This window comes from Salinibacterium sp. NK8237 (assembly GCF_015864955.1).
In the GTDB taxonomy this organism is placed as follows: Bacteria; Actinomycetota; Actinomycetes; order Actinomycetales; family Microbacteriaceae; genus Rhodoglobus.
The window spans coordinates 547,468-570,596 of sequence record NZ_JADYWE010000002.1; the positions used below are offsets into that span (position 1 = coordinate 547,468).

Annotated in this window: 26 protein-coding genes; 10 read left to right on the forward strand and 16 right to left on the reverse strand. The window is 62.9% G+C overall.

Going from position 1 to position 23,129, the window contains the following annotated elements; all coding sequences use genetic code 11:
* Positions 1-131: 131 nt before the first annotated feature.
* Complete coding sequence (locus I6E56_RS12950; RefSeq protein ID WP_197138910.1) at positions 132-764, reverse strand: O-methyltransferase; 633 nt, start codon at positions 762-764, stop codon at positions 132-134.
* 63 nt (positions 765-827) lie between these two features.
* Here I6E56_RS12950 and I6E56_RS12955 point away from each other — a divergent pair, with 63 nt between their 5' ends.
* On the forward strand, positions 828-1,223 hold the full coding sequence (locus tag I6E56_RS12955; protein WP_197138911.1) for a sec-independent translocase: 396 nt from the start codon (positions 828-830) through the stop codon (positions 1,221-1,223).
* 65 nt (positions 1,224-1,288) lie between these two features.
* Here the strand turns inward: I6E56_RS12955 and I6E56_RS12960 are convergent, their stop codons facing one another.
* Entirely contained in the window at positions 1,289-2,851 is a 1,563-nt protein-coding gene (locus I6E56_RS12960; RefSeq protein WP_197138912.1) for a succinic semialdehyde dehydrogenase, read from the reverse strand.
* Positions 2,852-2,911: 60 nt separating this feature from the next.
* On the opposite strand from I6E56_RS12960, the gene I6E56_RS12965 reads away from it, so the two are divergent.
* Positions 2,912-4,309 carry an MFS transporter gene (locus I6E56_RS12965; RefSeq protein ID WP_197138913.1) on the forward strand — a complete coding sequence of 466 codons (1,398 nt, stop codon included), beginning with the start codon at positions 2,912-2,914 and terminating at the stop codon, positions 4,307-4,309.
* On the forward strand, positions 4,306-5,796 hold the full coding sequence (locus tag I6E56_RS12970) for a pyridoxal-dependent decarboxylase (RefSeq protein WP_197138914.1): 1,491 nt from the start codon (positions 4,306-4,308) through the stop codon (positions 5,794-5,796). The genes I6E56_RS12965 and I6E56_RS12970 overlap by 4 nt, the downstream gene beginning before the upstream one ends.
* Before the next feature lie 19 nt (positions 5,797-5,815).
* Here the strand turns inward: I6E56_RS12970 and I6E56_RS12975 are convergent, their stop codons facing one another.
* Together I6E56_RS12975 and I6E56_RS12980 are read right to left on the reverse strand one after the other, a co-directional pair.
* The gene (locus tag I6E56_RS12975; RefSeq protein ID WP_197138915.1) at positions 5,816-6,253 is read right to left on the reverse strand and encodes a GNAT family N-acetyltransferase; all 438 of its coding nucleotides are present in this window, start codon (positions 6,251-6,253) and stop codon (positions 5,816-5,818) included.
* 34 nt (positions 6,254-6,287) lie between these two features.
* The gene (locus I6E56_RS12980; RefSeq protein WP_197138916.1) at positions 6,288-7,202 is read right to left on the reverse strand and encodes a LysR family transcriptional regulator; all 915 of its coding nucleotides are present in this window, start codon (positions 7,200-7,202) and stop codon (positions 6,288-6,290) included.
* Positions 7,203-7,274: 72 nt separating this feature from the next.
* On the opposite strand from I6E56_RS12980, the gene I6E56_RS15225 reads away from it, so the two are divergent.
* Positions 7,275-7,397 (forward strand): hypothetical protein, encoded by a 123-nt coding sequence (locus I6E56_RS15225; RefSeq protein ID WP_255529328.1) that lies wholly within the window; start codon positions 7,275-7,277, stop codon positions 7,395-7,397.
* A gap of 84 nt (positions 7,398-7,481) precedes the next feature.
* Here the strand turns inward: I6E56_RS15225 and I6E56_RS12985 are convergent, their stop codons facing one another.
* From I6E56_RS12985 to I6E56_RS13005, 5 genes are all read right to left on the reverse strand, one after another.
* Positions 7,482-7,694: a helix-turn-helix transcriptional regulator gene (locus I6E56_RS12985; protein WP_197138917.1), complete on the reverse strand. Its 213-nt coding sequence runs from the start codon at positions 7,692-7,694 to the stop codon at positions 7,482-7,484.
* On the reverse strand, positions 7,694-8,176 hold the full coding sequence (locus tag I6E56_RS12990) for a DUF2975 domain-containing protein (protein WP_197138918.1): 483 nt from the start codon (positions 8,174-8,176) through the stop codon (positions 7,694-7,696). The genes I6E56_RS12985 and I6E56_RS12990 overlap by 1 nt, the downstream gene beginning before the upstream one ends.
* 111 nt (positions 8,177-8,287) lie before the next feature.
* Positions 8,288-9,409 carry a P-loop NTPase gene (locus I6E56_RS12995; RefSeq protein ID WP_197138919.1) on the reverse strand — a complete coding sequence of 374 codons (1,122 nt, stop codon included), beginning with the start codon at positions 9,407-9,409 and terminating at the stop codon, positions 8,288-8,290.
* Positions 9,399-9,938 carry a DUF1003 domain-containing protein gene (locus I6E56_RS13000; RefSeq protein ID WP_197138920.1) on the reverse strand — a complete coding sequence of 180 codons (540 nt, stop codon included), beginning with the start codon at positions 9,936-9,938 and terminating at the stop codon, positions 9,399-9,401. The genes I6E56_RS12995 and I6E56_RS13000 overlap by 11 nt, the downstream gene beginning before the upstream one ends.
* Positions 9,925-11,256 carry a magnesium transporter MgtE N-terminal domain-containing protein gene (locus I6E56_RS13005; RefSeq protein WP_197138921.1) on the reverse strand — a complete coding sequence of 444 codons (1,332 nt, stop codon included), beginning with the start codon at positions 11,254-11,256 and terminating at the stop codon, positions 9,925-9,927. Before I6E56_RS13005 ends, I6E56_RS13000 begins: the two co-directional genes overlap by 14 nt.
* A gap of 36 nt (positions 11,257-11,292) precedes the next feature.
* Between I6E56_RS13005 and I6E56_RS13010 the strand changes: the two genes are divergently transcribed.
* Positions 11,293-11,922 (forward strand): general stress protein, encoded by a 630-nt coding sequence (locus I6E56_RS13010; protein ID WP_197138922.1) that lies wholly within the window; start codon positions 11,293-11,295, stop codon positions 11,920-11,922.
* Positions 11,923-12,008: 86 nt separating this feature from the next.
* On the opposite strand, the gene I6E56_RS13015 is transcribed toward I6E56_RS13010, so the two are convergent.
* Both I6E56_RS13015 and I6E56_RS13020 read right to left on the reverse strand, forming a co-directional pair.
* On the reverse strand, positions 12,009-13,487 hold the full coding sequence (locus tag I6E56_RS13015) for an aminopeptidase P family protein (protein ID WP_197138923.1): 1,479 nt from the start codon (positions 13,485-13,487) through the stop codon (positions 12,009-12,011).
* 96 nt (positions 13,488-13,583) lie between these two features.
* Positions 13,584-14,597 carry an endonuclease/exonuclease/phosphatase family protein gene (locus tag I6E56_RS13020; protein WP_197138924.1) on the reverse strand — a complete coding sequence of 338 codons (1,014 nt, stop codon included), beginning with the start codon at positions 14,595-14,597 and terminating at the stop codon, positions 13,584-13,586.
* A gap of 33 nt (positions 14,598-14,630) precedes the next feature.
* Between I6E56_RS13020 and I6E56_RS13025 the strand changes: the two genes are divergently transcribed.
* Both I6E56_RS13025 and I6E56_RS13030 read left to right on the forward strand, forming a co-directional pair.
* Positions 14,631-15,497 (forward strand): PHP domain-containing protein, encoded by an 867-nt coding sequence (locus I6E56_RS13025; RefSeq protein ID WP_197138925.1) that lies wholly within the window; start codon positions 14,631-14,633, stop codon positions 15,495-15,497.
* Positions 15,498-15,556: 59 nt separating this feature from the next.
* Positions 15,557-16,729 (forward strand): MalY/PatB family protein, encoded by a 1,173-nt coding sequence (locus tag I6E56_RS13030; RefSeq protein WP_197138926.1) that lies wholly within the window; start codon positions 15,557-15,559, stop codon positions 16,727-16,729.
* Here I6E56_RS13030 and I6E56_RS13035 read toward each other — a convergent pair.
* Complete coding sequence (locus I6E56_RS13035) at positions 16,726-17,430, reverse strand: TetR/AcrR family transcriptional regulator C-terminal domain-containing protein (protein ID WP_307842857.1); 705 nt, start codon at positions 17,428-17,430, stop codon at positions 16,726-16,728. The genes I6E56_RS13030 and I6E56_RS13035 overlap by 4 nt on opposite strands.
* An 84-nt stretch (positions 17,431-17,514) precedes the next feature.
* Here I6E56_RS13035 and I6E56_RS13040 point away from each other — a divergent pair, with 84 nt between their 5' ends.
* Both I6E56_RS13040 and I6E56_RS13045 read left to right on the forward strand, forming a co-directional pair.
* Positions 17,515-18,252 carry an NAD(P)-dependent oxidoreductase gene (locus tag I6E56_RS13040; RefSeq protein ID WP_197138927.1) on the forward strand — a complete coding sequence of 246 codons (738 nt, stop codon included), beginning with the start codon at positions 17,515-17,517 and terminating at the stop codon, positions 18,250-18,252.
* 56 nt (positions 18,253-18,308) lie between these two features.
* Positions 18,309-19,262, forward strand: a complete 954-nt coding sequence (locus tag I6E56_RS13045; protein WP_197138928.1) for an L-lactate dehydrogenase — start codon at positions 18,309-18,311, stop codon at positions 19,260-19,262.
* Here I6E56_RS13045 and I6E56_RS13050 read toward each other — a convergent pair.
* Together I6E56_RS13050 and I6E56_RS13055 are read right to left on the reverse strand one after the other, a co-directional pair.
* Complete coding sequence (locus I6E56_RS13050; RefSeq protein ID WP_231606626.1) at positions 19,251-20,006, reverse strand: hypothetical protein; 756 nt, start codon at positions 20,004-20,006, stop codon at positions 19,251-19,253. The two genes, I6E56_RS13045 and I6E56_RS13050, sit on opposite strands and share 12 nt — an antisense overlap.
* 188 nt (positions 20,007-20,194) lie before the next feature.
* Positions 20,195-21,700, reverse strand: coding sequence for a DEAD/DEAH box helicase (locus I6E56_RS13055; protein WP_197138929.1), 1,506 nt, complete (start codon positions 21,698-21,700; stop codon positions 20,195-20,197).
* 175 nt (positions 21,701-21,875) lie between these two features.
* Between I6E56_RS13055 and I6E56_RS13060 the strand changes: the two genes are divergently transcribed.
* Positions 21,876-22,592, forward strand: coding sequence for a ferritin-like fold-containing protein (locus tag I6E56_RS13060; RefSeq protein WP_197138930.1), 717 nt, complete (start codon positions 21,876-21,878; stop codon positions 22,590-22,592).
* 14 nt (positions 22,593-22,606) lie between these two features.
* Here I6E56_RS13060 and I6E56_RS13065 read toward each other — a convergent pair whose 3' ends face one another.
* Positions 22,607-22,897: a hypothetical protein gene (locus tag I6E56_RS13065; protein WP_197138931.1), complete on the reverse strand. Its 291-nt coding sequence runs from the start codon at positions 22,895-22,897 to the stop codon at positions 22,607-22,609.
* A gap of 2 nt (positions 22,898-22,899) precedes the next feature.
* Positions 22,900-23,124, reverse strand: coding sequence for a DUF3107 domain-containing protein (locus tag I6E56_RS13070; protein ID WP_129073342.1), 225 nt, complete (start codon positions 23,122-23,124; stop codon positions 22,900-22,902).
* Positions 23,125-23,129: the final 5 nt, after the last annotated feature.

The following is a 23,129-nucleotide window of genomic DNA, read 5'->3' on the forward strand; positions in this document are numbered from 1 at the left end:
CTCCGTTCTCACGGCGTGCGGAGACCCCAGTTCCTCAGCAGCGCGCGCTCAGTCGTGTTCGTCGAGGTGTCGCGGTTCACTCCACACTACGGACGCGAGCCTGAACGACGGATGAGCGTTCGCTGAGCGCGTTAGTCGCTGAGCTTGGTGAGTTGCAAAAGCCCATCGCCGACGGGAATCAACGAGCTAATCACGGCGGTCGACTGGGAAATCTCTTTGAGCAGTGAACGGAAGTTGGCCACCGTGGCATCGCGCTGGGCGGGATCCGGCACACGATCGCGCCAGAGAGCATGCGCGACGGCCACAACTCCGCCGGGGCGCACCAAGCGCAGGCCGTGTTCGACATACTCAATAACCGACTGTGGGTCCGCGTCGATAAAAACGAGGTCGTAGCTCGACTCATTCATGCGAGGTAGAACTTCGGCTGCTTTGCCGCCGATCTGACGCACGCGGTTGGCCTGGATGCCGGCCTCGGTAAAGACAGAACGGGCAACCTGCTGGTGGTCGATCTCGGAGTCGATCGTCGTGAGCAGCGCGCTCGGGCTGCCGGTGAGCATCCAGAGCCCGCTGATGCCGACGCCGGTGCCGACTTCGATGATGCTCTTAGCGCTGGTAGCGGCGGCGAGTAGAGCCAACTGAGCACCGACAGCGGGGCTCACCGCTTCGACTCCTAGCTCGCTGGAATGTACGCGCGCCGCAGCGATCTCTGGGGGTTCAACGACGAACTCCTCGGCGTATTTCCAACTCAACTGCTTGTCTGACACATTGCTCCTATCGCTGTGGTCAACTGTAGACGCAGGGGGCAAAGGCAGCGGTAAGCTAAGCGGGTGTCCTTCGGTCTCACATTCGACAAACTCCTGATCATCGGGATCATCGCTGTCTTTTTGCTTGGCCCAGACCGTTTGCCCTATTACGCGTCGCAACTCGCGCGCCTCGTCCGCTCACTGCGGGACATGGCCAACGGCGCCAAGGATCGCATGCGCGAAGAGATGGGCCCCGACTTCGACGACATCGACTGGAAGCAGCTCGACCCGCGCCAGTACGACCCCCGTCGCATCATCCGCGATGCCCTTCTTGAAGACGAGACGCCGCCCGTCAAGGTGCGGCCTCCACGCTCAGCCGCCTACGCCGAACGGCAAGCAGCGCTCGCTGAACGCCAATCGCAACTCAAAGCTGAACTGAAGGCCGGCGAAATCGCGCCCTTCGATAACGAAGCAACGTAGCAACGCGGTAACGCAGTAACCCCGCAACGCAGCAACCCCGCACGCCGCCACGGCGCGGCTGAGCTTTAGCGGCGGCGCAGCAGTTTCAGCACGCCGAGCAGCGTCACCATGAGGCCAGCCATTGCCGCAAATTCGGCGCCCGAGCGTGGCAACTGCAGAATGCCATTCGACTGCGAGACGGTGCGCGATTGCACGAAACGCAGGATGCCTTCTGGCCCGTTTCGACGTCCTAGGCCTGAGTGCTTCATGCCGCCCATCGGCGCATCGACGCTCGAGAAGCTACCGCGGTAGCCCTCGTTGATGTTGACGCTGCCCGCATCCAATCGATCGGCAAGGCGGCGCGCGTGAGCGATCGAACCGCTGAAGATGGAGGCATTGAGGCCGAACTCGGTGTCGTTAGCGCGGTTGATCGCGTCGGTGTCGCTCTCGACACTCGTGATCGCGACAACCGGGCCAAACGTTTCGTTGGCAAAGCACTCCATCTCGGCGGTGACATCCGTCAGCACGGTCGGAGCGTAGAAGTAGGGGCCGAGATCGGGGCGGGGGATTCCGCCAGCGAGAACAGTGGCACCCTTGGTCACGGCATCCTCGACATGCGCTTGCACGCGTTCGAGTTGGGCCTTCGACGTGAGCGATCCCACGTCGCCCGAGTAATCGAGGGCGGAGGTCTGGGAGAGAGCGTTCACGCGTTCGGCGAAGGCGCGAGAGAACTCCGCAGCGATCGACTTGTGCACGTAGATACGTTCGATCGAGACGCACAGCTGGCCCATCGAGGCGAAGCAGGCGTAGACGGCATCCTCAGCGGCCTGCACTGGGTCGGCGTCACCGAGCACGAGCAGCGGATTCTTGCCGCCCAACTCAAGGGAGGCGCCGATCAGACGCCCGGCGGCGCGCTTGCCGACCTTGGTGCCCGTCGGTGTCGAGCCGGTGAAACAGATGTAGTCGCTGTTATCGACAACGGCATTGCCGACCTGGTCGCCGGGGCCCGCCAGAATTGGCCAGACGGCAGCAGGCACGCCCGCATCAATGTAGGCCTCGCGGGTTGCGAGCATCGACAGCGCGCCCTGATTGTCGATCTTCTGGATGACGGCACTGCCGGCAGCGAGGGCGGGAACGATATCCATTGCCCCGAGTGCGATCGGATAGTTCCACGGAGTGACTACGCCGATGAGTTGTTTGGGGGAGTAGCTGACGCGCGTCGACATCAGCAGCGGAATACCCGCTCGGCGACGCTTGGTGGCCAACACACGCTCGGCAGAAACGGCGTAGTAACGAGTGATCGTCGCGGCCTGAAAGATCTCTTCGAACGCTTGACCACGCGTCTTGCCTGACTCCGTCTGCAGCAGGTCGAGTAGCTCATCCTTGCGCTCGAGCAGCAGGTCGTGCGCGCGCAGCAGCACGCGGCGACGGTAGGCAAAGCCAGCGGACTGCCAGGCGCGCTGCGCTCGGCGGGCGGATGTCGCGGCATCCCGAACATCCCGGGTCGAACTCTGCGGCAACTCATGCAGGGCCTTGCCCGTGAAGGGGGCAATCACGGTGGCCGTGTCGGAGGTGGTGCACCGCAGCTGGGCGACGAGAGTGTCGCGGCGACGTGACCCGATGAGCGAAGTGACTGTGTGAGGCGACATAACCCAACACTACGACCGTGCGCCACAATTTCGGCTGAGCAAAGCGCTAGGCTCACGAAGATGACGACCGCAGCGCCGCGAGCTCTTTCCCGAAGCTCCATCGCCACCTATGCCATCGGTTCGCTCGGCACCGGTGGTTTTGGTGCCCTGCCCGGGCTCGTGCTCGTGTACTACCTGACCGACACGCTGGGGATTGCGGCGCTTGCCGCCGGCATCCTCGTGACCGCAGCGAAAGTGTGGGACGTAATCATCGATCCCGTGATTGGTGCGCGCAGCGACCGCAGCCTGGCGCACCATGGCACTCGGCGGCCAGCGATGCTGCTTGGTGCCATCCTGTTGCCGATCTTGTTTGTCATCACGTTTGCGGTGCCGGCCGGTATCGGCCCGCTTGCGTCGGGCATCTGGGTGTTCATCGCCTTCGTCGCCACGGCAACCGCGTTCAGTATGTTCCAAGTGCCGTATATCGCCTTGCCCGCCGAACTCACCCGCAGCTATGACGAACGCACTCGGTTGCTCGCGGTGCGCGTCGTCGTGCTCACGGTGGCGATTCTGCTGTTCGGCGCTGGTGCACCCGAAATCCGTGATGCCTTTGCGGATGAACGACTCGGCTATCTCGTGATGGCCGTTTCGGCCGCCGCGCTCATGGGCGTCTCGCTCGTCATTTCGTCGTTCTCGGCTCGCACCGGCACCGTCTCGCTGACGCCGACGGTGTCGATCGTCGACACCTATAAGTCGGGAATCGCCGCGCTCAAGCGCAGCCAGCCATTCCGGGCCCTGCTGCTGACCTTCCTGCTGCAAGCGCTTGCCACGGGCGTGATGCTCGCGGGCGCGCAGTATGTGGCGACCTGGGTGCTCGGCACCGGAGTGGCGATCCTCTTCGTGTCGCTCATCGGGCCAGCACTGCTCTTCGCTCCGGTCTGGGCTGCCATCTCCCGCCGCATCGGCAAAGAGCGCGCCTTCGTGTGGGCCTCCGCCTGCTATGGCCTCGGCGCCCTGCTGATCGTGCCGCAACTGTGGGCCCCCGGCGCGTGGATCTATGCGCCCGTCGCGCTCGCCGGAGCCGGCTACGCCGGAATGCAGGCACTGCCGATGTCGATGCTGCCCGACGTGATCTCCCACGACTCCCGCCGGCACCGCATCGCCTCGGCCGGCACCTTCGGAGGAGTCTGGACCGCGGGGGAAACCACCGGCATGGCACTCGGGGCCACGGTGCTCACGACCGTGCTCGCGGCATCCGGTTATCTCGAATCGGTCGCCAATCAGACGGTCGCCCAGCCCGATTCGGCCATCGCCGGAATCATCATCAGCTTCAGCATCGTGCCCGCCGTGATCATCGGCCTCTCGCTGCTGACCTTTAGGCGCTACCCGTTGCGCCGCAGCGACATTGACCATGCCGATGCTGACCCCCACCCGACAAGTGGCCCAACCACCACTTCGAACGATCAGGAGACCCGATGAAGTTCGACCACCAGCCCGCCGATATTCTTGAGCGCCTCAACGCGCTACGCGAAGCGGATGCTCCCACCCACGGTGGCCATGTGCTGTCGTATGTCTACGACTCCGGCCTCGCGGAGCTCGACGAACTGGCAGCTCAAGCCATTCGTGCCGTGCAGCCCGTCAATGGCCTCGACCCGACGACCTTCACCTCGGTTGCCGTCATGGAACGCGAAGTGCTTGGCTTTGCCCGCGACATGCTCGGTGGCGATGAGGATGTCGTCGGCACCGTCACGACCGGCGGCACCGAAAGTTGCCTGCTGGCTGTCAAGACGGCGCGCGACGTCTGGCGGGGAACGGGCGCTTCGGCGCGCACTGGAATGCCCCGGTTGTTGGCCCCAGTGACCGTGCATGCGGCGTTCCAGAAAGCAGCCCACTACTTTGGGCTAGAACTGGATCTCGTGCCGGTTGGGCCGGGCGGCGACGTTGCCGCTAGTGATCTCATTGCACGCATGGGCGACGATGTTGCTCTCGTGGTGGTGTCGGCTCCGAGCTATGCGCACGCCGCGATGGACCCCGTTGTGGAGGTCGCGGCCGCAGCAGCCGAGCGCGGAATCGCCTGTCACGTTGATGCCTGCATCGGGGGCTGGGTGCTTCCGTTCTGGGAGGGCGTCGCCCCCTGGAACTTTGAAGTGCCGGGCGTCACGAGCATCAGCGCCGACCTGCACAAGTTTGGCTACTCGCCCAAGGGCGCCTCGGTGATCCTGCAGCGCGGTCGTGACCGCCAACGCACGCAGTACTTTGCGACGACGCAGTGGCCGGGCTACCCGATCGTGAACCCCACCATTTTGGGCTCGAAATCTGCGGGGCCGCTCGCGGCTGCGTGGGCGATTATTCAGGCACTCGGCACGAGTGGGCTCGCCGAGCTCTCTGAATCGTGTGCGCGGTCCACTCAGGCCCTGCGCGACGTCATCGGCGAGATTGAGGGCCTCCGCGTTGTGGGCAACCCGGTCGGACCGCTGTTAGCTATCGCATCCGATGACTCGGTTGCTGTTGACCGCCGCGTTGACCCGCACCACTGGGCAGACCAAACGCGCGAGCATGGCTTCTTGCTGCAACTGCAGCCGTCACTCGTGCAGAGTGACGGAACGATGCTGCCCGCCACGACCCACCTCACGGTGACTCCCGTGACCGCGAACGTGCTCGACGATTTGAGCGCGGCGCTGCGAGCGGCAGCTGGCGAAGTGCGCGGCGTGCCGCCCGTCTCCGCAGAAGCTGTACTGGCGACATTACCCGCTGAGGCGCTCGCAGCGTTGGGGAACCCGGATGCCGCACCTCTCGATTCGGCGACCGCAGCGGGCCTCCTCGGCGCGCTCGGCATCGGTGCTGGCGACCACGGGCTTCCCGACCGGATGGCGCCACTGTTGGCCCTCATCGCCGCGATGCCAGCACCGCTCACCGAACGCCTGCTTATCGAACTGCTCGCGCGACTGATCGAGCCGACCGAGTAGGGCGCTGTCGCTTCGAGCGTTACGAGACGGAGGCGGGTCGCGTCATCCACACGTCGTGGTCGTCTTCGTCGTAGGGCGTGAAACCGTGTCGTGCGTAGAGCCGCAGCGCAGCGCTGCCCTGAAGCACCATGAGGCGAAAGGGGCGGTGGTCTGGCCGGGAGAGCACTTCGGCGAGAACCTGGCTGCCGATGCCGTGCCCCTGCAGGCGCGAGGGCAGATAGAAGTGTTCGATCCAGCGTGCATCCGGTTCGTGGCGCACGCTAATCGAGCCGACATCCTCGCCGGCGACCCGAATGATCTGAGTGTTCTCGGGCGCGAAGGCGTCGCTCATCCAGGTGCGCACCCGCACGGGGTCGAAGATGCCGTGGCGTTCGAGGTCGGCCCGAAGTTCAACTGTGCGAAGGTCAAGCAACCAGTCGAGATCGTGCGCGGTGCTGGGGCGTAGCGAGTATTCCACTCCGTGATTCTAAGCGGGCGGATGCGCGGCAGCGCTAGACCGTGTGCTCCCGTTCGAAGCGCGTCGCCTCATCCACGAGGGCCTTGACGATCGCGCGCACGGAGGGACGTTCGGCGCGGTCGGGGCGCAGCAGTGCCGAGATGAGGCGAGACGACGGCACACCTTTGAGGGGGCGGGTGATGAGGCCGTTCTCGCGGTCTCGGGTCGTGAAGCGCGGCAGGATGGCGATGCCGTGGCCGGCTGCCACGACGGCTTCCACAATGCTGTTGTCGGTCAGGCGTTGGGCGACCTTCGCTGGAGCACCGTTTGCCGCTTCGATTCGCCGGAGAATGCGGTCGAACGGTAGACCGGAGGGTACCCCGATCCACGTTTCGTCGAGAAGGTCAGCGGGGGTGAGCGCCGCCTTGCGGCCGAGGGGATGATCTTCGGGGAGTGCGACATCCAGAGACTCACGCATGAGAGGAACGACGGCGAGCCCCCGCTCGGTCCAGGCGGGGAGAACGTGCGGTGAGTCGGAGACGACGACGTCGTAGTCGGCGGTGAGGTTGGCGACATCTTCGAGCACAGAGTCTTGGTCGTGGCAGCTCAGGGTGAGCCCCTGCTGGCGATTGACAGCGTGAAACAGCCCCGGCAGCAACATCTCGCCACCGGTGGGAAAGATGGTCATGGTGACGTCTCCGCGCGGGGACTCTCGAAAGTCGTTCCACAGTGCTTCGGCTTTCTCGATTGCGGTAGCCACATCGGCCGCGGTGTGGGCGAGCGCCCGGCCGGCCGACGTCAAGACGATGCCCCGGCCTACGCGCTCAGTGAGAGGGATTCCGGCCTCGCGTTCCAGAATTTTGAGCTGCTGAGAGACGGCCGATGGCGTGCGCATCGTTGCCTTGGCGACCGCCGTAATACTGCCGCGGTCGGCTAGCTCGCGAAGCAACTCCAAGCGCCGAATATCCATGTAGTTACTCTACAAGGTTAGATAAGGAAGATCATCTTGTTCTAAAAGGTTGGCCACGGCCAGACTATAGACATGAACTTCGAACTAATCATCATCGTGGCACTCGCCGCAACCGGTATCGCCGCAACCCTGCGTGCCGTTGCAACCGACGGATACCGTCGCGTGCCCACCCGTCGCTACAACACCATGCCGTAGCCAACCGCCAGTCGGTTTACGCAACACCACAGCAATTACTGCTGTGGTGTTTTTGCGTTAACGGGGCGAACGAACTGGCGGCGACTATTGCTGTTCGTCATCCCACACGAGGATGTCGCCGGGCTGGCAATCCAGAACGCGACAGATCGAATCCAGAGTTGAAAATCGCACGGCCCGAGCTCGCCCGTTCTTGAGTACGGCGACGTTGGCGGGGGTTATTCCCACGGCCTCGGCGAACTCTCCCACTGACATGCCGCGCTCAAGGAGGAGGCGGTCGATGAGGATGCGTATTGCCATTACACAACCTCATCAAGTTCGGTTCTCATCAGCACAGCTCGCTGCAGCAGAGATCTCAGCACAAGGAGAACGAGGAAGAGTGTCACGCCGACCAGAACGCTCGCGATAACCGCGAAACCCAGCAGCGGTGGGCCTGGGATGAAAGCGAGCGTTGCTCCTGCTAAAACGGTGGCAACCACAACGCTGATGGCGAGCAGGTTCACTAGTCGTGCTGCATCAGGATTGAAGATCTCGTCTTGCCGGATAAAGCCGACCAGAACGGCTGTGGACGCGAGAATCACTTCAACGCAGAGCCCAAAAGCGAGGGCCAACGTGAGTAGCGGAACCCGCAGGTCGTCAAACTCTGGATACTCGGTTGCGGCCAGCTGCGATAGCGGCACTAGGGCGATGCAACTCGCTAATACTGCGATCGCGAGCAGGCCGAGTGCAATCCACGTCGCTATTGCTGCGCCAAGAGACGGACGGGGTAGAGAAAGTTCCATGCATCGATAATCGATGTATATCTATCGAAAGTCAATAGCCTGCTTTCGGGATGCCGTGCTGCGAATGCGTCCGGATGATGCGTCCGGATGCAGCAGTGCAGAACAGCAGCGTTAGCGCGGGCTGAGCCCGAGCTTGCGGCCGGCAACGCTGCGCTTGAGCGAACGGAGAGTCGTGGCAAGAGCAGCGATGGCCTGAGCCGCCGGATCCTCGGGAGCCGCGATCACCACGGGAACCCCGGAATCACCACCCTCGCGCAGCGCGATACTGAGCGGAATTGAGGCGAGCACCGTGACGGGCTCGTCTGGCGTGGAGAGCTTGGCTGCGGCATCCGCCCCACCACCGGAACCAAAGAGTTCGAGCACGCTGCCGTCAGGCTGGGGGAGGCCGGCCATGTTTTCGATGACGCCGATCACGCGCTGGCCGGTTTGGCGAGCAACGAGGCCGCTGCGCTCAGCGACGTCGGCCGCCGCAGACTGCGGGGTCGTCACGACAACGACATCGGAGTGCGGCAGCAACTGCCCAAGCGAGATCGCGACATCGCCCGTGCCCGGTGGCAGATCGAGCAGCAGCACATCGAGATCGCCGAAGAACACGTCGGTCAAGAACTGCTGAATCGTGCGGTGCAGCATCGGCCCACGCCACGAGACGGCCGTGTTGTCTTCGACGAACATGCCAATTGAGATCACCTTCACGTCGTAGGCAACAGGCGGCAGAATCATCTCGCCGACCTGAGTGGGCTTGGCGCCGTGCAGACCGAGCAGCCCAGGGATCGAGAAGCCGAACACGTCGGCGTCGATCACTCCAACGCGCAGGCCGCTCTGGGCCATTGAGACAGCAAGGTTCGCAGTGAGAGTGGACTTTCCGACCCCACCCTTGCCGCTTGTCACCGCCACAATCTGGGTGAGTGAATCGGGCCCGAACTGCATCGTCTTGGGCTTGCCCTTGCGCAGCTTTTCGGTGAGAGCAGTGCGCTGCGTCGGCGACATGATCGACACGTCAACCGTGACCGCCGTGATGCCGCGCACACGCTCGGTAGCCTCGCGCACGTCACGTTCGATCGAGGTTGCGGCCGGGCATCCGACAATCGTCAAAGTCAGGCCCACGGATGCCGCACCAGCGTCGTCGACAGAAACCCCAGAGATCATGTCGAGCTCTGTCACGGGTCGCCGAATCTCGGGGTCGATCACCGAGGCGAGGGAGACAAGTACCGCGGCTTCGAGCTCAGCGTTCACGGTTCTCCGTGTCGGCTTCGGCGTCGTCGTCTTTCTCGAGTTCTTCGAGCAGGCCACGAAGTTCAGCGCGAATGAAGTCCTTGCTGGCAAGGTCGGTCATGGCGAGGCGCAGCGCAACAACTTCGCGTGCCAAGTATTCGGTGTCGTTGAGGTTGCGTTCTGCACGCTGACGGTCTTGTTCAATCTGCACGCGGTCGCGGTCATCTTGACGGTTCTGGGCGAGCAGAATCATGGGCGCAGCGTAGGAGGCCTGCAGCGACAGGATGAGCGTAAGCAGGGTGAAGTTGGTGGAGCGCGGGTCAAACTGCGCATCCAAAGGTGCGCTCGTGTTGTAAATCAACCAGACGCCGACGAACGCGGAGAGACCGACGAGGAACCACGGGGTTCCCATGCCGCGAGCAAAAGCCTCAGAGTAGCGGCCCATGCGATCGCGACTCTGGAACATGCCGAAACCGCTGCGCAAACCCTTGGGGGTGTCGAGGCGCACTTCATTGCGCTGTGATCGAAGTGACCGCTTAGCTAGTGCCACGGGCTGCCCTCCCTGCGCGAATTTCTTTCTGCTGAACGATGGTTAGAGGTCTCGTAGAGGTGTCGTCGAAGCTCGCCGACTCGTCAGTGGTACTTCGCCAGTCGTCGGGCAGTAGATGGTCAAGCACGTCATCAATGGTCACCACCCCGAGCAAGCGATGGTTGTCATCGACCACGGGCACTGACACGAGGTCATAACTCGCGAGAATACGCGACACCTCTGCGGCCGTCGTGGACGAGCGTACCGGTTCAAGCGATTGGTCGATCAGGGCGCCCAAGCGTTCATTGGGCGGGTAGCGCAGCATCCGCTGGAAGTGCACCATACCGAGTAGGCGGCCGGTCGGCGGCTCATACGGCGGCAGCGTGACGCAAATGGCGGCACCGAGTGCCGGGGCAAGGTCGTGACGACGGATGAGGGCGAGACCTTCCGCAACAGTGGCGTCGGCAGACACAATGATGGGCTCGGTGGTCATGAGTCCACCTGCCGTGTCGGGAGCGTAGCTGAGCAAGAAGCGCACATCTTCGGCTTCTTCGGGCTCCATGAGGTCGAGCAGTATCTCGCCGCGCTCATCGCTGAGGTGGGCGATGAGGTCGGCAGCGTCATCCGGCTGCATCTCGTCGAGCACGTCGGCGGCACGATCATCGTCGAGCTTATTGAGCAGAGCGACCTGCTCGTTTTCGGGCATCTCCTCGAGCACATCAGCGAGGCGATCGTCGGAAAGCTCTTCAGCCACTTCCATCATGCGCTGCATGGGGAGTTCGAGCATCGCGTTGGCGAGGTCGGCTGGCAAAAGATCGGAGAAGCTCGCAACGAGCTGAGTCGCCGATTGGGCCTCGCCCTCGTGCGTGTTGTGCTTCAGTTCATCCCACTCGGCAAAGTCGGTGGGGCCCTTCGCGAAGAGCGGCGAACCGCTAGCTTTCGGGCGACGCAAGAAGAGCTGGCTGATTTCCCACTCGCCAATGTCGACCTCTTCGATCGACACGTCTTCGATTTGGGCTTCGCCAGAGCCATCGCGCATCGACACGCGCCGACCCAAGAGCTCAGCCATGACACGAATCTCGCCACCGCGCTGTTCGAAGCGGCGCAAGTTCAAAAGGCCCGTGGTGATGATCTGCCCCGAGCCAATGCTCGTGACACGACCAATCGACAAGAAAACATGGCGTTTACCGGGAACTTCAGCGATCATTCCGACCACGCGAGGGCTCGCATCGCCGCGCTCAACAACCAGGACGTCGCGAACCTTGCCTACGCGGTCGCCGTTGGGGTCGAAAATCGAGCAGCCCACCAATCGGGCGACGAATACTCTTGAGGTGCTCACAACTAAAACCCTACCCCCGCATGGGAGAATGAACCGATGAGTAACTTCAGTGGATTTTCCCGCCGCGCACCCCTCCAATCGAGTGTGCCCCGCGGAGACGTACTCGGCAGGTATGCCAGCTACACCGACGCCCAAGCCGTAGTGAACAAACTGGCCAAGGCGGAATTCGATGTCAAGGGCGTCGCGATCGTCGGTCGCGAGCTCACGACGGTCGAGGTGGTCACGGCTCGCCTCAGCTATGGCCGCGCAGCTCTCTCCGGTGCCACGAGCGGAGCCTGGCTCGGACTCTTCTTCGGGCTGATCTCCACCATCATTTCGCCCATCACCACGCAGCAGATTGCTATCTTCTTTGCCGCCATCGTGGCCGGTGCTGGCATCGGAATGATCTTTGGCGTTGTGAACTACTCGATCATGCGCAAACGCCGCGACTACGCGGCAACCTCACAACTGCTCGCTGATCACTACGACATCATCATCGCGCCCGGCCTCACCGCCAAGGCTCACACCATTCTCGGCACTGCCGGCGGCATGCAGGGCGTTCACGCAGCACCGCACGTGCCCGCACCCGAAGCGCCGGCACCCACAGACATCGTCGAGAGCAGTGACGATGCTGAGGCGGATTCTGACAGCTCCGACACCGCTCGCTCAGACGAGTCCGCGAAGTAAGCAACGGGCTCCGTAACCAACGGGCGCCGCGTAGTCGCGGTGCTGGTGTGGCGCGCGCCGCGCTGGGCTGACGCGCGCCTGCACAACTAGGAGCGGGCGATCCACGCTTCTACGGCATCCGCTGTTCTCGGGATGTTCACCGACAGGTTCTCGGCGCCGTCTTCGGTGACGACGATGTCGTCTTCGATGCGCACGCCGATGCCGCGGTATTCCTCGGGAACGGTGAGGTCGTCTGGCTGGAAGTAGAGGCCGGGCTCGATCGTGAAGACCATGCCGGGCTCCAACACGCCATCAAGGTACATGTCGCGACGGGCTGCAGCGCAGTCGTGAACGTCAATGCCGAGGTGGTGGCTCGTGCCGTGCACCATGTAGCGACGGTGGAACTGCTTGTCAGCCTCCAACGACTCTTCGGCAGAGACGGGCAGGAAACCCCACTCAGCGGTCTTCTCAGCGATGACACGCATTGCTTCGGCGTGGATGTCGCGGAACTTGATTCCGGGGCGCACGATCGCAAACGCGGCATCCGCGGCTTCGAGCACCGCGTTGTACACGCGACGTTGAACATCGGTGAAGGTGCCACTGATGGGAAGGGTGCGCGTGATGTCGGCCGTGTAGTAGCTATCGAGTTCGATGCCGGCGTCGATCAGGATGAGGTCGCCCGGCTTGACGGGGCCATCGTTGCGAGTCCAGTGCAAAACGCACGCGTGCGGGCCAGAGGCAGCAATGGTGTCGTAACCGACCGTGTTGCCCTCGGCGCGGGCGCGGCGGTTGAAGGTGCCCTCCACGAGGCGCTCACCGCGGGTGTGCTCCACGATGTTGGGCAGGTCAGCGATGACGTCGTTGAAGCCCATCTGTGTGGCGTCAACGGCGGCGCGCATCTCGACGATCTCGTAAGAGTCTTTGACGAGACGCAGTTCGCTGAGATCGCGGCTCAGTTCGTCGTCACCATCGTGCTCGAGCGCTTCAGAATCGGCAGCGAGCAAGCGGCGGCCATCAACCTGGTCAGTGACATCACGGTCAGCATCGCGCACGATCAGAGTTGACGCATCGATGCTGTCGAGCACTGCCGCAAACTCCACCAATGGGAGAGTCTCGAGGCCGAGATCGGTGGCGACGTTGTCGAGCGAGGGGCGCGGTCCGGTCCAGAATTCTCCGACATCCGGGTTGGCATAGAACTCATTCGTGTCGCGGCCTGCAGCCGGACGGAAGTAGAGAGTGGCCGAGTGGCCAATAGCGGTTGGCTCCATCACGAGAACACTGCCGGGAACCACATCCGAACCCCACCCGGTGACGTGCGCAAAGGTGGAGTGGGCGCGGAACGGGTAGTCGGTGTCATTGGAGCGCACCTTGGCGGCACCCGCCGGAATGATGAGGCGCTGGCCGACGTGAAGTTGTGAGAGGCGCTCGCGGCGTGCGGCGGCAAAAGCTGCCTGCTCGCGGGGAGTGACCTCGGCGTCAACGCGCTCAGCCCATCCCGTAGAGATGTACTCAGCGAAGCCAGAAGACTGGGGGGTCGTAGAACGGTTAGAGGTCGCGCGGGGGCTGGGAGCCGAAGTATCTGCCATACCTCTAGTGTCTCTCTTCGCGTGGAAAAACGCACTATCCAGAGGATCGCTCGCAGTCCGCCTGACCACGGGGTCGGCGGTGGTGCGGCTGGGTGCTTACTGAGTGGGAGTGAGAGTTGCCAGCACCGGGCGGTGGTCGCTGCCGAAACCATCGTGCGACTCGATTACGCGCATTCCCGTCGTCGTCCACTCGCTCGTCGACATCACATGGTCGATGGGGGCGCCTAGCAGCGAGGGCAACTGGGTTGGCCAGGTACCGATTGCGGCGTTATCGGTGACGGAAGCGGCATCCGTGCAACTGCCGATGGCGAAATCTGCACCATCGGTGAGAGACGCATAGTGGTCGAGAGTCGAATTGAAATCTCCGGCGAGGATGACATTGCTGCCGCGGCACTGTTCGGCCAACCAGTCGAGGTCGGTGCGCCAGTTCGCCATCTCGCCTTGCACGGGGGCTACAGCGTGCACGGCAATAATCGTCGGGTTCGCGGGGTCGTGAGGAATCGCGATGACACTCGGCAGCGTCGACGTCGTGCGTGTCTGCAGATCTACGTCGTACTCACCGAGATCAACGCTGATGAGCACGGTGGTTGAACGAGACTTCGAAATTTGATCGTAGGCAAGTGTGTGCACCCACATCGGGCGGTCTGCTTCGGCCATCAACTGTGCGATCTCGAAGCCCAACTCTCGAGTGGTTTCCGGCAGCGTCACAACGTCGGCATCATTGTCGAGCGCAAGGTCAGCAATTGCTTGAGCTCCAGGCGCATCGCCGAGCGTGTTCCAGGACAGCACCGTAATGTCGCCCTCGGCTTTTGTCTCAAAGCTGGGGCTGCCAAAACCACGCGTCGCCAGCACCACCAGACTGAGCGCACTAAAGGCGAGAGCTATGACCGCTAAGGATGCCGCGAAGCGGTGCATCCGCACCGACAACAGAGCGATCAGCGTCAACGCCAACACGGCCACAAACGCGGCAGTAGCACTCAGACCCCGCAGCGAAACTACTTGGGCAATAACGGCCGTCTGCTCAAGAGAGAACAACTGAGGCCACGCCGCGACAATAAGGGCGGCTGCGGTGGCGAGTATAAAGATCGCCGCAAGAAAGCGTTGAATCATAGCGACCTGAGCCTAGAGCAATAGGCTTGCATAATGCTCAACACACCGATCGACCTGCACACTCACAGTGCCGTGTCAGACGGTACCGAAACCCCGACCCAGTTAGTGCGCTCCGCCGCACGTGCTGGGCTCGGTACGGTAGCGCTCACCGACCACGACTCCACCGCCGGCTGGCACGAGGCCATTTCTGCGGCATCCGTATCGGGAATCAATGTGATTCCCGGCATGGAGTTGAGCACCAATTTTGGGCCGGCCAGCGTGCACGTGCTCGCCTACCTCTTTGATCCGCTCGATCGCACGATCGTGTCAGAAACGGCACGCATTCGTGATGGTCGACTTCGTCGCGCCGAACGTATCGTCGAGAAGATCTCTCAGGACTACGACCTGAGTTGGAATGACGTGCTCGCCGAATCGTCAGACGGCACGACGCTCGGGCGCCCGCACATCGCCGACGCGCTCGTGCGCAAAGGCCACGTCGCCAATCGCAGCGCTGCGTTCGAGAGCATCCTGCATTGGCAAGGCGGTTACTACGAGAAGTACTACGCGCCGACTCCGCTCGAGGGTGTGAAGATGATCGTCGCTGCCGGGGGAGTGCCCGTGCTCGCGCATCCGGCCGCCCACGGAAAATATCGGTCAATGGATGACGCGGTGATCCGTGAACTCGTCGACAACGGTCTCTTCGGGCTTGAGGTTTACCATCGCGACAACACCGACGAAGGCAAAGAGTGGCTGCTGACTGTCGTCAAGAAATTTGGGCTGGAGATCACCGGCTCGAGTGACTATCACGGAGAAGGCAAGCCCAATCGGCTGGCCGAAAACACGACTGACCCCGAAGTGCTCGACAAACTTATTGCCCGTGCGACCGGTTCGAAGCCGTTCATCGCGGGCACCACTCCCTAACGACTGCGTGGCCCGACCAGGCCAGCGCACACGCATCACCCCGCCGAGTAGGAGACAGCATGACCAGCAACGCCGAACAGTGGAACGCCCTCACCCCCGAACTCTTGCGCAGCCGCGGCAGCAACAAATGGACGGCACCCGAAGGTGAACTGCTGTGCGCTGGCGTTGCCGAAATGGACTACGGCACCGCCCCCGCCGTGCTCGACGAATGGGCGTCGATCGCTGAGCGCCTCGAGTTCGGGTACCCCGCAGAATCCGTCGCTCTCGAGATGAACGAGGCAACCGCGAAATGGCACCGAGAGCAGTACGGCTGGAACGTGGATGCCGCCGACGTTCACCCGCTCCCTGACGTTCTTAAGGGGCTCGAGCTCGCCATCCTCGAGTTCAGCAAGCCTGGCGCCCCGGTGATCGTGCCGACCCCCGCCTACATGCCGTTCCTCCTGCTGCCGAAGACCTTCGGTCGTGAGGTCATTGAGTCGCCCATGCTGCGCGGCGACGACGGCAGCTTCTCGCTCGACCTCGACGACATTGCTCGTCACTTTGCTGCTGGTGCCAACGTGTTTGTGCTCGCAAACCCGGGCAATCCCACCGGCAAGGTTTTCACGGCTGATGAGTTGTCGGCGCTCGCGGATGTCGCCGATGCTCATGGGGCTCGTGTCTTCAGCGACGAGATCCACTCGCCGCTCACGCTGTTCGGCACGAAGCACGTGCCGTTGGCCAGTGTCTCGGATGCCGGAGCACGCGTGGCGATCACCGCAACCAGCACGTCCAAGGCCTTCAATCTGCCCGGGCTCAAGTGTGCGCAAATCATCCTGAGCAACGACGCCGACCGCACGCTGTGGGAAACGATCGGCTGGATGGCGTCCCACGGTGCCAGCACCCCCGGAATGCGCCTCAACACTGCCGCGTACCTCGGCGGCGAGCCGTGGCTCGGCGAAGTGCGCGAGTACATAGAAGGCAACATCGAGTATGCGCGGGCAGCGCTCGCAGAACTGCTGCCGGAGGCACGCATGGCTCCGATGCAAGGCACCTATCTGGCCTGGCTCGACTTGCGGGCCTACTCGGGCGAGCCAGAGCTCTCCGAGATGTTGGCGGAGAAGGCGGGCATCCGGGTCAATGGTGGTGTCGGCTACGGTGCGGTGGGCGCCGGTCACATCCGGGTGAACCTCGCAACGTCGCGCCCCATTCTGGAGCGAATCATCGCGCAGCTCGCTGCGGCGATGACGGCCTAGTCGCTTGCGGCCGCCTCGCCCCAACCCGGGAGAGGTAGGCGCTGTTCGAGTGAATCGAGGATGAGCTCGAGTCCGACCTCAAATTCGTTGGCATAGCTGTAGCCGGGCAGCATCGCGTGGCCAACGGCCATTTCGGTGAGATGCGGAAACTCGCCGGCCGGCATCTCGGTGACGATTCCGTCGGCGACTTCGGCGAGCTCCTCAGCCGTTTCGAAGGGCAGGCTGAGCTCTTGCAGCACGAAACCGTAGATGTAGCTGTCGAGCGCGGAGAAGGCATGCGCAGCGCCGGCGATAGAAAAACCGCCGGATCGCAGGGCGCCGATGACGGCATCGTGGTGGCGAAGCGTCGCAAGACCGGGGTCTCGGCGTGAATCCATGAGCCCGATGGCCCAGCGATGGCGCACGAGCACGTTGCGGGTGGAGACGGCGCGGTCGTGCATGGCCCGCCGCCATCCGTGTTCGGTGGTGGGGAGTTCGATTTCTCCGAAGACCAGATCGACAAGTCCCGTGAGGATCGCATCCTTGTTGGGCACGTGGTAGTAAATCGACATCGCTTGTACGCCTATGCGATCGGCAAGTTTGCGCATCGTGAGAGCAGCGGAGCCCTCTGCATCGGCGAGCTCGAGGGCGGCAGCGAGCACGGATTCGCGCGTGATCGGTGGGCGCTTCTTGGCGGTGCGCGTTCGGCTCTTGTCTGCCACTCGGCTGCTCCTTATCGGACGGGGTGTTGACTATCTTACTTCGTAAGGTAATCTTACGGCGTAAGGTTCAGTTGAGAGGAAACCATGACCAGCCCCGAAAACACTCGTCCTGCCACCGAGGCAGCACGCCAGCGCGTCTGCATTGTCGGTATCTCCGGCAAGCTTGGCCAGTATCTGACAGCTCATGCGCTCGAGCGCGGTTACGAAGTTGTGGGCGTGTGTCGCCCTCAGAGCGTTGCGAAACTCGACCACTTCGGCGATCGCATCACGGTAATACCGGGGGAGACCTCTGACCGCAGCGTCATTGAGCGAGCGGTCGCGGGCTGCACCGCCGTATTGACGGTTCTTGCCCCGTGGGGCGTGCGAGATTATTCGTCGCGCACCGCTCAAGCCGTCATGGATTTCGCTCCGGCCGGGGCGCGCCTAATCTTCTCGTGCGGCTGGCATGTGCGAGCGAGTGCAGCCGACGTTTATTCGCGACGCTTCCTCGCGACGGTAGCCATCGCATCCTGGCTAGCCAAGGCCGTGCGCGCCGTCGACATCGCTGACCAGACCCGCGCCGCAGAACAGATCTTCGCGAGCGACACTCGTTGGACGCTCGTGCGAGGGAGCGACCTCGAAGAGGGTGAGAGCGAAGGGCTGCCCGCGTGGAGCCCGGCGGTCGGTTCGCCGTTGTTGGAGAGCAACCTCACCCGCCGCACCGACTTTGCGCTTTTCATGGTGGAGGCAATCACCAACGACGCCCTCATCGGCCAAGCGCCTGCGATCGTCGGATGCCGCAGCGAATCTGCCCTCGCGTACGCGTCGGCCGCGCGCGCCTAGCTGGCGCCACGGCCAAGGCCGCGACCGGCGCAGGGCAGTCGTGGGACACTAATCGCATGAGCCTTGTCGAGAACTCAAAGCTGACCATTGTTGGAGCCGGAAGCGTGGGGGCCAGTGCCGCCTACGCTGCGCTGATCAGAGGGTCTGCCCGCCAGATTGCGCTGTACGACATTGCCACTAAAAAGGTGGATGCCGAAGTGCTTGACCTTGCCCACGGCACCCAGTTCACGGGGTCGAGTCAGATCATGGGCGGGAGCGACATCTCGGTCGTGAAGGGCTCGCACGTTGTGGTGATCACCGCTGGCGCGAAGCAGAATCCCGGCCAATCTCGCATCGAACTTGCTGATGTCAACGCGCGCATTATCGGTTCGATGATGCCGCAGTTGATGGAGGTCGCGCCTGACGCGATTTATGTCATCGTGACCAACCCCTGTGACGTGCTCACGGTGCTCGCGCAAGAGCAGTCGGGCCTGCCGCCGGAGCGTATTTTTGCGTCTGGCACCGTGCTCGATACCTCGCGACTGCGCTGGAAGCTTGCCGAGCGCGCTGGCGTCTCACCTTCTAGCGTTCACGCGTCGATCATTGGCGAGCACGGCGACTCAGAGTTTCCACTGTGGTCACGCGCCACCATCGGTGGCGTGCCAATTCTTGAATGGCAACGCGACGGCCACCCCCGCATGACAGAAGCCGAGCTCGACGACATCGCTGACGGCGTCCGCAACGCCGCCTACAAGGTGATCGAAGGCAAGGGCGCCACGAACTACGCGATCGGTTTGTCGACCGCTCACATCGTGGAGGCGATCCTCGGTGACAGGCATTCCGTAATGCCGGTTGCTCCCGTGCTCACGGACTTCCACGGCCTCGACGGTGTTGCGCTTTCGGTGCCCTGCATCGTGAGTGCGTCCGGCGCAGTGCCGATCAAAGAAACTACCTTTAGCGAGACGGAGCTGCGCCTGCTCACCGAGTCGGCGAACACCCTCCGTGGAGTTGCGGAGTCGCTACGAGCGTAGGAGCGTTGCCAGAAGCGACTTCGGCTTTGCTGGCGCAACCACCGTCGCGACTTCTGCCGAAATGGAGCGGATGTCGGTGGTGTCGCGTTCGATGAGCATCCGGCAATCGTCGATAGCGCTCTCAAGCAGCGCTTTCAGTCGTTGGTCGGCGCCGGGCGAGCACGCGCAGGCGATACCGATCACTGCGGTTCGGATGATCGACTGGGTCATTCGCGTCACATCCCGAGGTCGACGACCTTGACCGTTGCAGGGGCAGTCTGCACTGAACTTGCGCGCCCACGATTCAGCCGCTGGTGCCTGGGCGAATGCCGAAGCAACCGCATCAGGTAGATCGTCGTCGGGCAGGGTCGAGGGCAAGGGTGCGAGCTTAAGCAACTGCGACTGTGCTGCAAGGATGCCAACCGCGAGCGCTCGCTGACGTCCCTCGCTGGCAATCGGCAGCGCTGTCGTCGCCGCCCGCAGCGCGATGCGCAACTCGAGCTGCGGGTCGTCGCTTGTCACGCCGATCACCGACGGAATGAGCTCGACCAGCTCTGAGCGATGCTGATCAGGAGTGCAGTCGTTGACGAGCCGGGCCAAGAGGGCGAGTGCCGGATGAGTGCACGAGGGATGGTCGCTCCACTTTTCGCCCGCGAGGTAGGAGGCGAACTCCATGAAGCAGCCGCCCCGACGGGGAGTGCGATGGCGCCCAGCCGCGAGAACGGGCATGAAATCTGGTGATGAGTTCTTCTGTTGCACCGGCATTGATCTCCTCCTTGGCTACCGCGCGCTGAGGAACATTTTTTCTATTGTGCGCCTGTTCTGGCGATAAAACCAGAGCTGGTGCGCACCGCATTGAGAGCGTTTATGGGCAGCGGCAGGCGGCGCCGCGCACAACGAAGAAAGCCCCACGCGAGGTGGGGCTTTCTAATGAATCGGACGAGCGGTGTGCGCTACGCGGTCGGAGGCGCAGTCGGTGCGCCTTCGTTTCCGCCACGACGACGACGCGTGCGCTTGCGACGAGCGGGTGCTCCGCCATCGTGCGTGCCGCCGCCTTCGGGGCGGTTGCTGTCGTCAGTCGCACGGGCGCTGGCTACCGAGCTACCCTCGGTCGATCGCGAACGGGTGTTGGAGTCAGAACTCGATCCTGAGCCTGAACGCGTGCGGTTGCGAGGAGGGCGCGAAGAGTCAGTTGAACGCTGTGATCCACGGCCACCGCCTGCGCCTGATCCGGAGCCCGAAGCAGCGCCACTGGTGCGCAGCGACGGAGCGTGCGAGCCAGGAAGGCGGCCCTTGGTTCCCTCAGGAATGTCGAGGTCGGTGAAGAGGTGGGGGCTCGACGAGTAAGTCTCGGTCGGCTCGGGGATGCCCATTTCGAGCGCCTTGTTGATGTGCGTCCACTTGAGCATGTCAGCCCAGTCTACGAACGTGACAGCAACACCGGTCTTGCCGGCGCGGCCCGTACGACCTGCGCGGTGCAGGTACGTGTCGTGGTCGTCGGGGATGGTGTGGTTGATCACGTGGGTAACGTCGTTGACGTCGATGCCTCGTGCCGCAACATCCGTCGCGATAAGAATGTCTTTCTTGCCAGCCTTGAACGCAGCCATGGCGCGCTCACGCTGCTCTTGGTTGAGGTCACCGTGCACGGCAGCAGCGTTGAAGCCGCGGTCGTTCAGCTCTTCAACAAGCTTGGCAGCGGCACGCTTGGTTCGCGTGAAGACAACCGTCTTGCCGCGACCCTCAGCCTGCAGGATGCGCGCAATGACCTCGTCTTTGTCGAGGTTGTGCGCGCGGTAAACGACGTGCTTGATGTTCTTCTGCGTCAAGCCCTCGTCGGGGTCGGTGGCGCGGATGTGGATGGGCTTGTTCATGAAGCGACGAGCGAGAGCCACGATCGGGCCGGGCATCGTTGCCGAGAACAGCATCGTGTGACGAGTGGGAGGCGTCTGAGCGAACAGCTTCTCGATGTCGGCGAGGAATCCGAGGTCGAGCATCTTGTCTGCCTCATCCAAGACCATCACCTTGATGTCTTTGAGTGACAGCATGCGCTGGCTGGCGAGGTCGAGCAAACGACCAGGCGTGCCGACGATCACTTGGGCGCCGGCCTTGATCTGTTCGACCTGACCTTCGTACGCCTTGCCACCGTAAATGGCGGCGACCTTGGTTGAGCGGTTGGATGCTGCGAGCACGAGGTCTTCAGCTACCTGAACACACAGTTCGCGAGTCGGCACCACGATGAGTGCCTTTACTCCGGGCTCGGGGTCCTTGCCGAGCGACTGCAGCACGGGAAGCCCGAAGCCGAGAGTCTTGCCGGTACCGGTCTTAGCTTGACCGATGATGTCCTGGCCTGCGAGGCCCATAGGAATGGTTTGAGTTTGGATCGGGAACGGTTCGATGATGCCCTTGGTGGCAAGAGCATCGACCATGTCCTGATCGATATTGAGTTCTGAAAAAGTCACGTATGAAGCCCGTCTAGGTGCGATGCGCCCTTTTTGACCTGGGGCGCGGGACCCCCTCCTGAGTCGGGGGGATGCCCGCAGTTTAGCGGGTTCCGCTGGGTCGAGGCCGTGAATTGAGGCGGCGAGGCGGGTTGTTGCAACTGCGCAGGGCTCTCACACGCTCTAAGCTAGCTGCGTGGTTAAGTGGTTTTCGCGCAAGCCAGGTCGCATCGAAGTGCCTCGCCTTCGGTCACGATCTGACACTGCAGCGACCGAAAAAGTAGCCCTCGCGGAGTTCACTCCCGACATTCTCGACTTCTTGGGGCGCGCAGCATATGTGCAACTCAAGATCTTTGAGAACCTCTCGCGCGTCATCGCCAACGCCCCGACGACTGCGGCCAAGACTGCAATCGGCAAGGCTGCAGAGCTGTCGCTCTCGAAGCACCGTCAGCTGGTAGACGAGATCACCAAGGCCGGTGGCTCGCCAGCGGAAGTGATGGATCCCTTTACGGAGTCAGTCGACAGCTTCGAGCGCATTGCTCGTGGCGCAGACTGGTATGAAGCGCTCATCACGGCCTACCTGAGCGCCGGATTCTTTGACGACTTCTATGCGCTGCTTGCTGCAGGACTTCCGTCAGAATCCCGCTCGCGTTTGGTCACAATTTTCCGCGGAGAATCCGGCGAGAAAGTTCTCGCGGAGTACTTGCAGGCAGCGATCGACCAGAACCCTCGCCTCGATTCACGGCTCGCCATGTGGGGCCGTCGTCTCATGGGCGACATGATGCTGTTGGCGCGATCGGCGCTCGTCTTCCCTGACCACACGCGCACCACCGAGGCGCAGGTTGAGCCGGTATTCACCGAGCTGATTGCGGCGCACACGCGGCGCATGGATGCGCTCGGCCTGACCGCGTAGCGAACTGCGTTCAGTTAGCTGCGCGAGAGCGTTTCGAAGGCACGCACGTCGGCCGCTTCGCGGTGGCGCGGCAGACGGATGGCGACAACCAGAGCCACGGCAATGCCCGCAAGCAGGCTAGCCACCCAGATCCAAGTGCCGTCAAAGGTGAGACCGACCCACACGAGTGCAACCCACACGGTTGCGGTAACCGCAGCACCGACCGCGGGCAGCAGCGCCGCACCGTACATGCCGCGCGACGGCAGCAGGTAGCGGATGATGGTCGCGAGCGACGCTCCGATGACGGTGACGAAGAGCAGTTCCACTGTTAGGCCACGAATCCGATGCGGCGCGACTCTTCTTCGCCAAGTTCGACGTAAGAGACTGACGCGGTTGGAACGATGTAAAGCTTGCCCTTGGCGTCACGCAAGCTCACGTACTTGGCATCCGAGTTCAATGCCTCGGCGATGATGGTCTCGACCTCGCTCGACGACTGTGCCGACTCGAAGTTGATCTCACGGGGGCTGTTGTTGATACCGATGCTAATGTCCACGACCC